This is a genomic window from Sunxiuqinia indica, assembly GCF_009847015.1.
Classification (GTDB): Bacteria; Bacteroidota; Bacteroidia; order Bacteroidales; family Prolixibacteraceae; genus Sunxiuqinia; species Sunxiuqinia indica.
The window spans coordinates 133,530-147,462 of the sequence record NZ_WVEM01000010.1 but is presented as its reverse complement, the minus strand read 5'-3'; the positions used below and the strand labels follow the sequence as shown (position 1 = coordinate 147,462).

Here is a 13,933-nt window from a genome sequence, read left to right as displayed (position 1 = left end):
GCAGTCAAATATCAAACCAAATTGGCAAAGACAATAACTAATCCGTAACGATTTGGGAATAGTCAACAAAATAAAGGGCTAAAACAGATTCCCCAGCTTCACTCCAAAATAGATGGTTCGGGGTGATAACGGCCCGTAAACATATCCGGGATCGCGGTCGATACCAAAATCAAAATCATCTTGATAATCATTAAACAGGTTTTTTACTCCGGCATAAACCTGCAACGACAATTCATTTGACAAAGTAAAGTTTTGGCTGATTTTTGCTCCGAGATCAAATGACGAATCCACTTCGTTTAACTGACCGACCTCTGGATTTGCCAAGGTATTTCCAAAGTAGGGAACCAACATCGATCCGGTGTAATTACCGGTAACCGATGCCTTAAAAGACTCGCTTGGAGAGTAACTAAACGAAAGGTATCCATAATTGTTGGGCGTACGGAAAAACCGCTTTTCATTAAATTCCTGTGGCGAATCGTATTCACTTTTTTGAACGGTGAATCCGGTTTGGAACATCCACCTGGCACCCGGAGAAGCATTGAATTCAAAATTAATCCCCTGAACTTTGGCTCCATCGTCAGCGTTTGTTCGGGTATAAACCACTTCGCCTTTTTCGTTGGGCGTTCCATATTCGTTGGTAAACGGATTCTCGAGAACCGTGTAAAACCCTTCAGCTAAAAACTGAGTTTGCCAACGTCCGAAGGTCTCTGATATATCGACTGAAAAAGTGAAACTATGCGAGTTTTCCTGCTCCAAATCGGCATCATTCTCATGCGTAACCCGCCGGGCACCCGACGTTTCAATATGTAAGTCTTCATCAAAAATTTGTGGCGCACGGTAACCCTTGGCAAAGCTGGAGCGCAATTGCACCTTTTCACCCAAATTATACATTAAGCTTGCCCGTGGGCTAAACACATTGCCTGAAATACCACCATCAGAATCAGCTTTATCCGAAATGGCATAATGCTCTAAGCGGAAGCCAAGAGACACACGCCAGTTATTAGTTACCCATTCGTTTTGAGCGAAAAAGCCAACTGTGCTCACTGACTGATCGGTGATGGTTGTTGTTCCAACATGTTCCATGGTGGTAATATCAAGATAACCAAGCTTCTGATCTTTCAAGGCGTCGTTGGTCATTTCGGCTCCAAGCAATAACTCGGAAGGCGAAAACAAACATTGTTCTACATCACGATGATACTGGGTGCCGACAGAAATAGCTAAATCCTCCGTATGTCCGTAAGCCGTCAGATCCTGCTCAGCACCATAGTAGGAACCGCGATTGACAGACTGCATCGCAGCATAAAAGCTTAACTTGTCATGATCGCGCATAAACTTGTCGAATGTCAGGTTCGCCGAATTGATTTCGTGATCGACGGCTTCTGAAATGTCGGCTTCATGATTCGGAAGATCAAAATCATTTCCTCCCCGCCGTGATTCATTGATAAAAAAGTAATCCAAATTGATTTTAGAGCGAACACCCATGCGTTTAAAGAAACTGGCTCCAAATGTACTGTTGCTTAGTTTTGAAAGCTCTGAATATCCATCTCCGTTCACATCATGAGGATCCCGCTTTCGTTTAAAACCATAAAAGCTCATCCCTGATCTAAAATCTTCACTAACAATCGATCCGTTCATACTCAGGTTGTAATCGGCTGTTTGATTATCACCAATCAATCCAACCGAACTATTGATGCTGTAGGTGTCCTGAACCGGCTCTTTTGTAATCAGGTTGATGGTTCCGGCAATGGCATTACTGCCATACAAAGCCGATCCGCCACCCCGAACGACCTCCACCCGGTCAATCATATTTGCAGGGATTAATTCCAATCCGTAAACGCCAGCCAAACCACTAAAAACAGGTCGGCTATTAATCAGGATTTGGGAGTACGGCCCTTCCAGTCCATTCATCCGAACTTGAGTGAAACCACAATTCTGACAGTTATTTTCCATACGTAAGCCGGGGGTAAAACTCAAGCCTTCGCTCAGTGTTACACTTTGCGTATTTTCCAGCAACTTCGGACTAATGGTACTTACAATGGTGGACGCTTCACGGCGTGATTTTTCACTCCGATCGGCAGTAATCACCACTTGATCCAGCCCAATCTGGTCGGGTTTTAACTCAACAACCAATGTGAGCGGATCACCAATCTTGAGATCCACCTTATAAGCCCTGTTTTGGTAACCAACCGCCGACACCACGACTTCCTGCTTTCCTGCCGGCACTCCTACTAACTTATAGTGCCCGGTTGCATCGGCAGCGGTGCCCATTGTTGTTCCTTTAACCATGATGGTTGCAAATGGAATGTGCTCACCTTCCGATCGCACATCTCCAAATAGCATCGTATCTGTAAATTTGTCCTTGGGTTCTCCTTCGGCGAATGACAAAAGGGTGAATAGTGACAAGACTGCCACAAAAATTATGCTTTTCATTACTAGTTGATTTGGTAATTGATTTCTGCTGAAATCAAACAAGTGATAAATTGATATTCGGTTTTATTAACTCAGCCTTCTGTGAAGCTGAATAATTTATTGTCAAAAGTAGGCTGAGCCCGCCTGGCTGACAATCCCAAAAAATTGGTATTTAAAAGCAGATAATGTTTGTCTTTTCAATATATACAGCACCATTATCATCAATAGTTATGAAAGGGGTGGACCACGAAGTCGCTGATCGTTCGCACTTTTGAAGCAGTAAAGCTGAACGACGGGAACAGAAACAATTTTGTATGAAGGACGAATAACCTCCAAGTCTGGCAAAGGCGCTGAGTTGTCAAAGTAATTGTGAAAGAAAGCCTGATAAAACTGATACTCAGCATGTGAATGCTGGTGTGGTAATTTGCTTTCACCCTCGCGATCAAAAGGGTGAGCATGCTGTATCACAACTCCATTCGAAAGTAAATGAACATGCATATTGCTAATGGAATTAACCAGCAAAATGAGATAAACCGGTAAAACCAGAAGAATAAATACTTTTATATATTTGCGAAGCGCCATCATGCCGCTGCAAATATAAGCGATGATGGATTAAGAGGAATCAATCTAAATAAAAAGCGACAGAAATTTAACATACAATTGGGCAAGAAAAAGATCGATATTGATTTATACAGTTACGGCGAATATACCGAATGGGATCGCAACAGCCGAAAACTACCGAGAATAGTTAACATTTCGCACACCGTTCAAGCTGAAATCGGAACTGAGTTTGGCTATATTTTAAAAATCAAACGGGGAAAGGGTAAAAAGCTGGAATTCAAAATTATTCACCCACCGTTTAAAGACGAGAGTGGTGCCGTGATGGACGACTTTACCGGTGAGTATTACATCAATAGCAACGACTATGAGTTCTTTTTAGGCGATTGCATTTGGGAACCACTGGACGACAAACTTGGCCCGTGGCGATTAATCACCTACCTCGATGGGCAGGTGATTGCTGATAAAACACTGCAGCTGGTTAGAAAAGAAAACTAGTTAATCTTCTTTCTCAATCAATTTTGCAAGTTTTGCATAGGCTTCGTCGCAAGCAACCAGCAAATCTTTACCGATGCTCTGATAGTGTTTTCTAATCAACTTGGGGTTGTCTTTCCCGTCCGGGTGATTGACCCTGCTTATGAGATCTTTCCGCTTGGCCATAATCTCATCCACAATCTTGAAAGCCGCCTCTTTATCTGCATTTTCAAAAGCATTGATGTACTGAAAATTGTCAACAACGACTAAGGATACCAAATAGTCAATGTCTTTTTTTAAATCGCGAACGCTTGCCATAATTAATGTATTTCTGAAGTTAATGGATATTTGATATGCTCAACATTTGTTAAAATTGCATTGACTGAACCAACCAATATTTCGGTTTCAACTTTTACCGGTATTCTATTCTGGTCGGCTGTAAACCACACATTCATGTACTCTCCATCAGGGAAAAAATCACCGCCCAATAAACGAATGATTATATGATGACAGCGGAATTTTCTTCCATTGCGGGTTTTCACAACTTCTTCTCCGCGGTAACGAAAGTACAAATCTTCCGTCTTGTTATCAACCAACATCTTAAAATTAACCTGTTCGTTCTTTTTGAGACCGTCAAAGTTATAGTTCCGAAAATCATAAACCGTATTCAGCATGTCCGAAACGGTTGGTTCCCAAACAAGCGTGTCTCGAATAAACGGCTGATCTTCTTGCTTGACAAAGGAATAGATTTTTCGGAATCCATCGTTAAACTGATACTCGTGAACAGTTGAACTTTTAGCATGATTCACTTTTCGAATAAAATAATCAGGCTCGAAGTTTGAGAAATTCACCCGACTGATAAAGGTATCGCGAACCGTATAAAAAAAATCGTAGGCTTTGTACGTTTTACCGATTGCTGAAAAACGCCACATCTTCTTTTCATTCACCCTCACGGTATCAGCACTGAAGATAACTTCTCCGGCATTTATCCAGATAAAATGCCAATTATAATAAGCTCCGTAGGTCAATTGCTCCTGAGGAACAAAAGCTACTTGCGCTTTGCCCGGCTGGCTATTCAGTAAAAAAGCATTAAAAAGGAGAACGCTGAAAATTGCTGCTCGAAGAGCGCTGTGATTTTTTGCTTTTGTTCTTCGCATCTTCTTTGGGCTTGTCTTCGTCAATCAACTCTTTTTCATACTGAATTAAAGGTAGATTCCAGGTTTCCCGAACTTCAAAGTTCGAACGCAATTTCAACACTTTATTGTAATACATAACCTGCTCAGGCTGAATATCTTCGTCGATATTTCCAGTGTCCCACCTGCCATTGTTATTGCGATCAATAATCAAACGGATTTTGTACTTATCGGGTTTCAGGTATGGAAATTCAATCTCTCCATCTTTATCAATCCCAATTTGTTGTAATACCTTTTCTTTATCTGAGTTATCAAGCAGTTGCACAATTCCATGATCATTTATTCCATTCAACTGCAAAATGATCTTTGCATAATAACCTTCTTCCTGAATCGTAAACCTTTTATTGAGCTCGTTTGTCGGATGACCGTCGTAATTGTACGCAGCAGCCGAATCAATAAAGAGCCGGTATGTTTCCATAAACTCCCATGGATACTGGATGTAGAACTTCCGTATCGAAAAGGAGTCCTGCCACATCTCAAATTCCAGTTCTTCCTCTAGGGTATCTACTTGCTGATACAAATGCACCGCCGACCAATCAAACGTTTTTAAAGGCTCGGGAGCTTCCAGTTTAATATTCCGATAGACATCGAAGCCACTACTTTTCGTATTCTGTTTAAATGAAATATGCGGCATCGGTTCCGGTTCTTCCTCTTCTTCTTTTTTCTTGCGTCTTTTCTTGCTGGTATCCTCCGGTTTGGTATAATTAAATTCCAGTGTATCGTGCTTCAGTACCAAATTATTCAAGCTGTCTGCTACCAGATAGCTTACATCCATCAACAATGAATCAGTGTGGCTTAAAACGGTATCTGTCAACCAAATCATCAACGAATCTCTGGTCGGATTAAACTCAATATAACTCCAATCTTCATTCGTCGGTTCTGGCTTTAAAAGCTCAAAACGAAATGAATCGCTTAATGTTTCGGTGAAGTAAAGATTAATCAGATTAGCCTGATCACGACTGTAGCTGTCAATGTACTGATCGAAAAATTCCTCATCAAAAAGCATCAGAAAGAAAGGTGTTTCCAATGCATTTCTTCGCTTGGTTTTAATGCTTATAGTATCGCCGGAGATTGTATCAGTCTGATAATTTGGAAGATTCAAATCCTGAGGAGAAATCAAGGTGTCCAAAAAAGCAATCCGCTCCAATGGTTGATTATAAGTCAGCGAATTGTCTTCATCGACCAAGGCATACAAACGGTATTCTCCGGCAGCGATATTGCTGATTACATAAAACCCATCTTCGTCGGTTGTTGCAATATAATTCGGAAATGTATCTTTAAAAGCTTCCAGCTTGTCGGTAGCATGCATCATAACCACAGCGCCTTCAACAGGCTCCAGATTTTTCGCATTCTTTACATATCCACCAATCATCAAACTATCAAAATCAGCCCCGGTACTAAACGCAAAACGAAAGTCCTCCAACGGATTTTGTTCGTTATTATCGACAATTGCACTTTTAAAATCAAGTGAGTAGGTTGTGTTTTGTTGCAACGAATCTCCTAAGTCAATAATTAGTGTTTTTGACTTTGTCCGAATCATAGGACGCTCTTTTAACGGAGGAGAAACCACAAGCGCTTCTCTTAATTTATCAACAACGACAAATTCGTTAAACGTCAGGCTGATCTCGCTGCCATCAAAATTTATAGCGTTAAACTCAGGTCCCGTTTTAATAACATTCGGCGGTATCGAATCCTTTGGACCTCCGGTAGGCATTCCCGGGTTAGCACACGATGTTGTGAAAACCAGATACGCCACATAAGTCAATATGAGTATGGGGAAAATTTTTCTCATAGTTCTAAAACCTGAACAAACATACTAATTTCAGAATGATTTGCTGACTTGTAATTGTTAATTATTCCACGGTTACCGACTTCGCCAGATTTCGTGGTTGATCAACATCGCAACCTCGTATAACTGCAATGTAATAGGCAAAAAGCTGAAGCGGAATAACTGTTAGCAAAGCAGCAACTGCCGGGTGCGACTCGGGAACTTCGAATAAGTCATCAGCCATTTTTCGCAATCCATTGTCTCCTTCGGTTACAACCGCAATGACATTTCCCTTGCGAGCTTTCACCTCCTGAATGTTGCTTACAACTTTCTCGTAATAGCTATCCTTAGCCGAAACCACCACCACCGGCAGATTATCATCAACCAGAGCTATTGGACCGTGTTTCATCTCTCCTGCAGCATAACCTTCGGCGTGCATGTATGAAATTTCTTTCAATTTTAACGCACCTTCCAAGGCAACCGGGAACAGATATCCGCGCCCTAAATACAGAGCATTAATCGCGTCTTTATATTTTTCAGCCACCTCCTTGATATGAGGATGGCTCATCAAAATCGTATCTATTTTAGCTGGAATTTCCAACAGCTCGGCAATGAGCATTTCGTAGAACTCCTGATCAATTTCGCCACGTTCTCTAGCAAGCTTAAATGCCAACAAGGTAAGCACAGTAACCTGAGCTGTAAACGCTTTTGTGGAGGCCACTCCAATTTCAGTTCCGGCGTGTGTATAAACTCCGGCATCGGTTTCGCGTGCAATACTTGAGCCAACAACATTGCAAATACCTAAGATCAGCGCGCCTTTTTCTTTCGCCATTTTCAACGCTGCCAGGGTATCGGCAGTTTCGCCGCTTTGGCTTATCGCAATGACAACATCTCCCTTGTTGATAATGGGTTTTCGGTATCGGAATTCTGAAGCATATTCAACTTCAACAGGCACCCGGGCATATTCTTCAATAAGATACTCTGCCACCAAAGCTGCATGCCAAGATGTTCCGCATCCTATAATGATGATCCGGTTGGCTGAAACAATTTGTGGGAAAACATCAATCAAACCACCCAGATTGATGTCGTTTTGATTTGGGCGGATGCGACCTCTGTAGGTATCGGATATGGTTTTGGGCTGTTCAAAAATTTCCTTCAGCATATAATGCTCAAAGTCGCCCTTATCCAAATCGCCAATGCTCAGGTCAACTTTGGTAATTTTAAAGTTGGCCGGATTATTCTGCACTGTTTTCAGGGTCAGGCTATTTTTTTCGATAATAGCCACATCACCGTCATTCAGGTAAATCACACTATCAGTGTATTCAACAATCGGGCTGGCATCCGAAGCTAAAAAATACTCTCCTTGCCCAATGCCAATTACCAAAGGACTCCCCATCCGGGCGGCTATAATCCGATGTTTTTCGTCCTTGCAGATAACAACGATACCATAAGCACCAACGACTTTCGAAAGCGCCAAACGAACAGCTGTTTCTGCATCTTCAACCTCATCTAGCTGATAAAAATATTCAATCAGGTTGGCCAGCACTTCCGTATCGGTGTCCGATTGAAATTCAAATCCTTTCTCCGCAAGATCTCTCTTTAGCCTGGCATAGTTTTCAATAATGCCATTGTGCACCAAAACAAAGTTTCCATGCATCGATTGATGTGGATGAGCATTTTCATCATTGGGTTCGCCATGTGTTGCCCACCGGGTATGGCCTATTCCAATACTCCCCTCAACATTTTTATCGGCAACAAAAGCCTCCAGTTCACTAACTTTTCCTTGACGTTTATAGACGTTTAATGTACTGTTATAAATAGCAATACCGGCGGAATCATATCCCCGGTATTCTAATCGCTGCAACCCTTTTATAAGGATCGGATATACATTTTTATCGCCAATATAACCAACTATTCCACACATATTTGTTTCTGTTAATTTTCGGTGGAACCGATTAGTAAGCGCTAATTCAATTTTGTATAAGTCACTCCCAAACGAATTCCAACATGACTAGTTGAACCTTTTAAAACGACCCTTCGCGTCTGTTCATTTTGATAAAGAGTAGAAAGATAAAATCCATCATTTGTAACCTCTTCATTTTCGAGGATTGCTTGCAAATGATTCGTGATATTGAATCTGTAAGTCGCATCTTCTGCATAAAAAAAGCCTCCATACAAATTCGGGGATACACCATAATCATAGGGAAAATATAAATATTCATCTTCACCTGGCTGATAGGTTTCATCTATTGCAAAAAGCGCGAGCTTAGGCGGAACAGAATACGTTTGATAATCTGAAGCTAAGGTATCCACCTGGAATATCAATTGTGCTTTATTGATGACATAATCCCCGTATTGAACGGAATCTTTCCAATCATCTAAGTTTGGAATATTAATTTTTGCTCTCAGCCCACCGAGTGTTTGTAAATAGATCAAGCTGTCGGGTTCGCTTTGATTCGCACCCAGTTGATCAGCAAATGCGGTGCCTGAATAATCGTGCGTATAACTGCTGATACGAGCAGAACTTGAATTGATGCCGTAACTAAAGGTGTATTGCTTGATCAGGGTGTCTGTTTCTGCTTCATGATCGCTGTAGAACAACGTTAAATTAGATCCCGCAGAGAGAGTTGAAATTCGAACTAGGCCCCCCCCGTTTTCAATATCCTGTGGCTCAACATAAAATCCTTTAAAAAAATCTAAAAAGGTATCGTTGTTAACCATTTGAGTAGAATCGGCATTGTACAATTCCTCTGCTACGCTATCATCCAACCTGATTGCCAATTCCTGAACAAGTGTGTCTGTACCGGTAGAGTCCAATTCAAGTTTTGGAATAAAATCCAGCTCTCCGACAGGAGTTGAAAACGCCAGCGATTTCAAATCAACATCTTGGTAATAGGAGTAATCACTTGCTCCTGCATCCGACAAAGTATCAATGTAAATATCTTCTTGAAGCTTATATACTTTCAGACTTTGAGTTGTTATGGTATCGCCATAAAATTCTTTATACAAAAGATATAAAACAACAGAATCAAGTTGCAATGTATCAGCATAACCAGGATATCCGGGAAGCCGAACATGAAACGCCATGTCTGCAGTTGTTTTCCCAAAAACCGGATCGTTGAATGTACCAAAAACATTGTAGTTTGGCTCATCGGTCTTCAGTGGACCATCTTTTTCAGTAAACGCTTCTATTGATTCGCTATCGACACTCTGTCCAACTGTTTTTAAATCCGATCCGGGCAAAAGTTCCATACCTGTTCCATTCGGATCGTCTTTACAATTCCACAGCGCAAAAGCCAATAGCATAAAAGCTACGGCCAGCTTTGCTGGTTTTATCTGTTTCCTATTCACGTAAACATTGTTTTTCAGCTTTTCAAAAACTTACAGTACCTTATCGTAAAATTCGTTGTAGGCATCGATGTAAGTCTCTTCAGACTGATAATTTAAAAATAATTTGTTTTTATCCTGCACATACGCCGCCAAATTTGGATCAATTTCATCACTGCCTTGAATAACAGCATCTGCATATTCAATTCCAAGTTTTGACATGTTCTCATAGGTTGGCTCATCAAGGAGTTTAAGATCTTCCTCGGCTACACCATCCAACAAAACATTATGCTTTGTATTTGGACTTAACGAATTCTTGAAGTTTTCATTGTATACCGAGTAAACAACTTTTGAGTTGGCGAATAACGGATCGTTATGATACGCTTTCTTAATATAGAGAGGGATCAGAGAGGCCAGCCATCCATGACAATGAATGATATCGGGAGCCCAGCGAAGTTTAATCACAGTTTCCAACACGCCACGGGCAAAAAAAACAGCACGTTCGTCGTTGTCTTCAAATTCCTTTCCTTTTTTATCTTTCAGAATCTCCTTTCGGTGAAAATAATCCTCATTATCAATAAAATACACCTGCATCCGAGCTGCCTGAATAGACGCTACCTTAATAATAAGTGGGTGATCTGCATCATTAATTACCAAATTCATTCCTGATAAACGAATGACTTCATGTAATTGATTTCTACGTTCATTAACACTACCATACCTTGGCATAAATGTCCGAATCTCGCGACCTTTTTCCTGTATCCCCTGAGGCAGATACCTAGACTTTACCGACATTTCTGATTCTGGGAGGTAGGGTGTAATTTCCTGAGAGATAAATAGTACTCTTTTCTTTTCCATTGAAAAATTGATGAATTTGATTGTGCAAAATTAGTAAAAATATCGCTAACATTCAATTTTATGTAATTACCAGACTCTTAAAAAAACTTAAGAAGTCGACTATCCTATGTTTTGAATTATTTATTTACTTTTGCACCGTTAATTTTATTGCTGTATGCTGGTTGTAAAGGAAATAACAGAATTGCAAGCGATCATTGATCAAGAGAAAAAAGAGGGCAAAACGATTGGTTTTGTTCCGACTATGGGTGCTTTACACAATGGACATATTTCATTGGTTGAGACAGCCACACAACAGTCAAACTATGTGATTGTTAGTATCTTTGTAAACCCCACCCAATTCAATGATAAAAAAGATTTAATTAATTATCCGAGAACTCTGGAGCGAGATTTAAAATTGCTGGATAAAACTTCCTGTAATTTAGTCTTCTCGCCTGATACTGACACCATGTATCCTGAAGAAGACAAACGACAGTTTAATTTCGGACAGCTTGAAAAAGTTATGGAAGGTCAGTTTCGCCCGGGGCATTTTAACGGTGTGGCACAGGTTGTAAGCAAGTTTTTTGAAATCGTAAAACCAGACAAAGCTTTTTTTGGGTTTAAGGACTTTCAACAGTTGGTAATTATAAAAGCTCTGGTAAAACAGTTAAATTTGCCCATTGAAATTGTGCCTTGTCCAATTGTCCGTGAAAACGATGGATTAGCCATGAGTTCTCGAAACCAAAGGCTTACAGAAGAACAAAGACACAATGCCTCACATATTTATAAAACGCTATGTGAAGCTCGGAACAAAGCCCACACAATGAGCGTAAAAGAACTTAAACAGTGGGTTGCAGAAACAATTAATCAGAATGAATTTCTGGAAACAGAATATTTTGAAATATCTGATGATGAACAACTTAACCCAATCAAAGATTGGAACAGCCCACTAAACAAAGTTGGATGCATAGCTGTTCAGTGTGGTGAGGTTAGGTTAATTGATAATATTGTATTTGAATAAAAAATTACAACATGTTTATTGAAGTTTGTAAATCGAAAATACATAAAGTAAGTGTTACTGAAGCGAACCTACAGTACGTTGGAAGTATCACAATTGATGAAGATTTAATGGACGCTGCGAATCTTATTGAAAATGAAAAGGTTCAGGTAGTAAACATTAACAATGGAGAGCGTTTGGAAACCTACGTAATCAAGGGTAAACGAGACTCAGGTGTTATTTGCCTGAACGGTCCGGCAGCGCGCAAAGTTGCCGTTGGCGATGTCGTTATCATTATTTCGTATGCAACCATGGATTTTGAAGAAGCTAAAACATTTAAACCCAGCTTGGTTTTCCCCGACATCGAGACCAACAAACTCGTGTAAAAGAGTTGATGATCATATTTTAAACCTCAAGGCTTTTTTTAGCTTTGGGGTTTTCTTATTTTTACTGAATATCCTTCAGCCAAATTATGAATGAAATTACGGGTAAAATCCATCACTCTTTCGACGAATTTTTCGACACACTCAAATCATGGAAAACAACGAATCAAAAGCTTGTTTTCACCAACGGATGCTTTGATCTGGTTCACCGCGGACATATTGACTCTTTAGTGAAATCTGCCAAGTTTGGTGACAAATTAATTATTGGCCTCAACACCGATCATTCGGTCAAATTACTAAAGGGCGAAACACGTCCCCTCGTCGATGAAGAGTCGCGAGCAATCCTGATAGCTTCGCTGCAAATGGTTGACGCCGTAGTTCTCTTTGATGAAGAAACCCCCTACGAACTGATCAAAGCCATTCAGCCCGATGTGTTGGTAAAAGGAAATGAATATAGTATTGAAGAAATTGCCGGACACGATGTGGTGCTTGCCCGCGGAGGAACAGTAGAACGAATAGAGCTCACCGACGGATTTTCCACTTCCGCACTAATCGAAAAAATAAAAAAACTCTGACCATGGCTAAAGTAAAAACGGTTCACGTTTGTCAAAACTGTGGAAGCCAATCGCCCAAATGGGTGGGACGCTGCACCAACTGTGGCGAGTGGAACACTTTTGTTGAAGAAGCGGTGGTGAAAGAAACAAAAAGTCCGCTGAGCTCGCGAACTGCAAGCGGCTCAAAACCGCAAAAGCTAAATGAAGTCAGAACAGAGCAAACCCAACGAATTGATTGCTGCAACCGAGAACTGAATCGTGTATTGGGTGGCGGCCTCGTTCCCGGCTCATTGGTTTTAGTTGGTGGCGAACCCGGCATTGGGAAATCGACACTGGTTTTGCAAGTTGCACTTGATTTAAAATCGAAGAAAATCTTATATGTTTCGGGCGAAGAAAGTATTCAGCAAATTAAAATACGTGCTAACCGACTAAAGCGCGAAAACGACAACTGCTATTTTTTGAGCGAAACATCACTGGAGAATATTCTGACACATTGCGAACACCTGGAGCCGGAAGTGCTGATCATCGACTCCATCCAAACAGTAGCAACAGCACATATTGAATCATCGCCGGGATCAGTCAGCCAGATTCGCGAGTGCACCAATGCCATTTCGAAGTTCTCCAAAGAACGCCAGATTCCGGCCATTTTAATCGGCCATATCACCAAAGAAGGAAGTCTGGCAGGCCCCAAGGTGTTGGAACACATGGTAGATACTGTTTTGCAGTTTGAGGGTGAAAATCAATACCTCTACCGAATACTGCGATCAATAAAAAACCGCTTTGGCTCAACCAGCGAACTGGGTATTTTTGAGATGAATAACGAAGGAATGCGCGAAGTCAGCAATCCATCGGAACTGCTCATTAACCGCGACCACGAAGGGCTGAGTGGAACGGCTATTTCCGGAGCCATTGAAGGAAATCGACCTTTGCTGATTGAAATCCAATCGTTGGTTAGCACTGCCGCCTATGGAACACCGCAACGCTCATCCACCGGATTTGACCTACGACGACTGAATATGCTACTGGCTGTATTGGAAAAACGCGCTGGTTTTAAACTGGCTTCCAAAGATGTGTTTCTCAATATCGCCGGAGGTATTAAAGTTGACGACCCGGCAATCGACCTCGCTGTTATCTCCGCCATTCTATCATCCAATTTCGATCTGTCCATCGATAAGAAACTTTGTTTTACTGGGGAAGTTGGGCTATCTGGCGAAATTAGAGCTGTAAACCGACTGGAACAACGCATCGCTGAAGCCGAAAAACTGGGAATGCAAAAAATATTCATCCCAAAAAACGGGAAAAGCCTCAACCTGAGTAAATTTAAAATTCAAATCGAAGAAGTAAATCGGGTCGATGATTTCTTCAAAAAGCTTTTTCAGAAAAACTAATAGCCGATACTTTTTCATAATTTTAACCTTTTCCCCAAATAAGCCATC

13 protein-coding genes are annotated in these 13,933 nt (G+C 41.0%); 5 read left to right on the top strand and 8 right to left on the bottom strand.

Annotated elements, in window-relative coordinates; genetic code table 11:
* Window positions 1–78: 78 nt before the first annotated feature.
* Window positions 79–2,430, bottom strand: a complete 2,352-nt coding sequence (locus GR929_RS15550; protein WP_159521425.1) for a TonB-dependent receptor — start codon at window positions 2,428–2,430, stop codon at window positions 79–81.
* Window positions 2,431–2,637: 207 nt separating this feature from the next.
* The gene (locus GR929_RS15545) at window positions 2,638–2,994 is read right to left on the bottom strand and encodes a hypothetical protein (RefSeq protein ID WP_159521423.1); all 357 of its coding nucleotides are present in this window, start codon (window positions 2,992–2,994) and stop codon (window positions 2,638–2,640) included.
* Between the two features lie 75 nt (window positions 2,995–3,069).
* Between GR929_RS15545 and GR929_RS15540 the strand changes: the two genes are divergently transcribed.
* On the top strand, window positions 3,070–3,465 hold the full coding sequence (locus GR929_RS15540) for a DUF3859 domain-containing protein (protein WP_159521421.1): 396 nt from the start codon (window positions 3,070–3,072) through the stop codon (window positions 3,463–3,465).
* Here the strand turns inward: GR929_RS15540 and GR929_RS15535 are convergent, their stop codons facing one another.
* From GR929_RS15535 to GR929_RS15510, 6 genes are all read right to left on the bottom strand, one after another.
* Window positions 3,466–3,759 carry a hypothetical protein gene (locus GR929_RS15535; RefSeq protein WP_159521419.1) on the bottom strand — a complete coding sequence of 98 codons (294 nt, stop codon included), beginning with the start codon at window positions 3,757–3,759 and terminating at the stop codon, window positions 3,466–3,468.
* Between the two features lie 2 nt (window positions 3,760–3,761).
* Window positions 3,762–4,598, bottom strand: coding sequence for a DUF3108 domain-containing protein (locus GR929_RS15530; protein ID WP_159521417.1), 837 nt, complete (start codon window positions 4,596–4,598; stop codon window positions 3,762–3,764).
* Complete coding sequence (locus GR929_RS15525) at window positions 4,531–6,426, bottom strand: Ig-like domain-containing protein (protein ID WP_159521415.1); 1,896 nt, start codon at window positions 6,424–6,426, stop codon at window positions 4,531–4,533. Before GR929_RS15525 ends, GR929_RS15530 begins: the two co-directional genes overlap by 68 nt.
* Window positions 6,427–6,487: 61 nt before the next feature.
* Entirely contained in the window at window positions 6,488–8,326 is a 1,839-nt protein-coding gene (gene glmS, locus GR929_RS15520; protein ID WP_159521413.1) for a glutamine--fructose-6-phosphate transaminase (isomerizing), read from the bottom strand.
* Between the two features lie 41 nt (window positions 8,327–8,367).
* A complete protein-coding gene (locus GR929_RS15515) occupies window positions 8,368–9,753 on the bottom strand; it encodes a DUF4270 domain-containing protein (protein WP_159521411.1) in 1,386 nt (461 codons plus the stop codon).
* Between the two features lie 30 nt (window positions 9,754–9,783).
* Window positions 9,784–10,587, bottom strand: a complete 804-nt coding sequence (locus GR929_RS15510; protein WP_159521409.1) for a glycogen/starch synthase — start codon at window positions 10,585–10,587, stop codon at window positions 9,784–9,786.
* A 154-nt stretch (window positions 10,588–10,741) separates the two neighbouring features.
* On the opposite strand from GR929_RS15510, the gene panC reads away from it, so the two are divergent.
* The 4 genes from panC to radA all read left to right on the top strand — a co-directional run bounded on the left by panC (window position 10,742) and on the right by radA (window position 13,885).
* Window positions 10,742–11,584 (top strand): pantoate--beta-alanine ligase, encoded by an 843-nt coding sequence (panC, locus tag GR929_RS15505; protein WP_159521407.1) that lies wholly within the window; start codon window positions 10,742–10,744, stop codon window positions 11,582–11,584.
* Between the two features lie 11 nt (window positions 11,585–11,595).
* Window positions 11,596–11,946 carry an aspartate 1-decarboxylase gene (panD, locus tag GR929_RS15500; RefSeq protein WP_159521405.1) on the top strand — a complete coding sequence of 117 codons (351 nt, stop codon included), beginning with the start codon at window positions 11,596–11,598 and terminating at the stop codon, window positions 11,944–11,946.
* An 86-nt stretch (window positions 11,947–12,032) separates the two neighbouring features.
* Window positions 12,033–12,518, top strand: coding sequence for a D-glycero-beta-D-manno-heptose 1-phosphate adenylyltransferase (gene rfaE2, locus GR929_RS15495; RefSeq protein ID WP_159521403.1), 486 nt, complete (start codon window positions 12,033–12,035; stop codon window positions 12,516–12,518).
* A 2-nt stretch (window positions 12,519–12,520) separates the two neighbouring features.
* Entirely contained in the window at window positions 12,521–13,885 is a 1,365-nt protein-coding gene (radA, locus tag GR929_RS15490; RefSeq protein WP_159521401.1) for a DNA repair protein RadA, read from the top strand.
* Window positions 13,886–13,933: the final 48 nt, after the last annotated feature.

Excerpts from the sequence above, each read along its gene's own strand:
- GR929_RS15550 (WP_159521425.1), bottom strand. The coding sequence starts at position 2,430 with ATGAAAAGCATAATTTTTGTGGCAGTCTTGTCACTATTCACCCTTTTG.
- GR929_RS15545 (WP_159521423.1), bottom strand. The coding sequence starts at position 2,994 with ATGATGGCGCTTCGCAAATATATAAAAGTATTTATTCTTCTGGTTTTA.
- GR929_RS15535 (WP_159521419.1), bottom strand. The coding sequence starts at position 3,759 with ATGGCAAGCGTTCGCGATTTAAAAAAAGACATTGACTATTTGGTATCC.
- GR929_RS15530 (WP_159521417.1), bottom strand. The coding sequence starts at position 4,598 with ATGCGAAGAACAAAAGCAAAAAATCACAGCGCTCTTCGAGCAGCAATT.
- GR929_RS15525 (WP_159521415.1), bottom strand. The coding sequence starts at position 6,426 with ATGAGAAAAATTTTCCCCATACTCATATTGACTTATGTGGCGTATCTG.
- glmS (WP_159521413.1), bottom strand. The coding sequence starts at position 8,326 with ATGTGTGGAATAGTTGGTTATATTGGCGATAAAAATGTATATCCGATC.
- GR929_RS15510 (WP_159521409.1), bottom strand. The coding sequence starts at position 10,587 with ATGGAAAAGAAAAGAGTACTATTTATCTCTCAGGAAATTACACCCTAC.
- panC (WP_159521407.1), top strand. The coding sequence starts at position 10,742 with ATGCTGGTTGTAAAGGAAATAACAGAATTGCAAGCGATCATTGATCAA.
- panD (WP_159521405.1), top strand. The coding sequence starts at position 11,596 with ATGTTTATTGAAGTTTGTAAATCGAAAATACATAAAGTAAGTGTTACT.
- rfaE2 (WP_159521403.1), top strand. The coding sequence starts at position 12,033 with ATGAATGAAATTACGGGTAAAATCCATCACTCTTTCGACGAATTTTTC.
- radA (WP_159521401.1), top strand. The coding sequence starts at position 12,521 with ATGGCTAAAGTAAAAACGGTTCACGTTTGTCAAAACTGTGGAAGCCAA.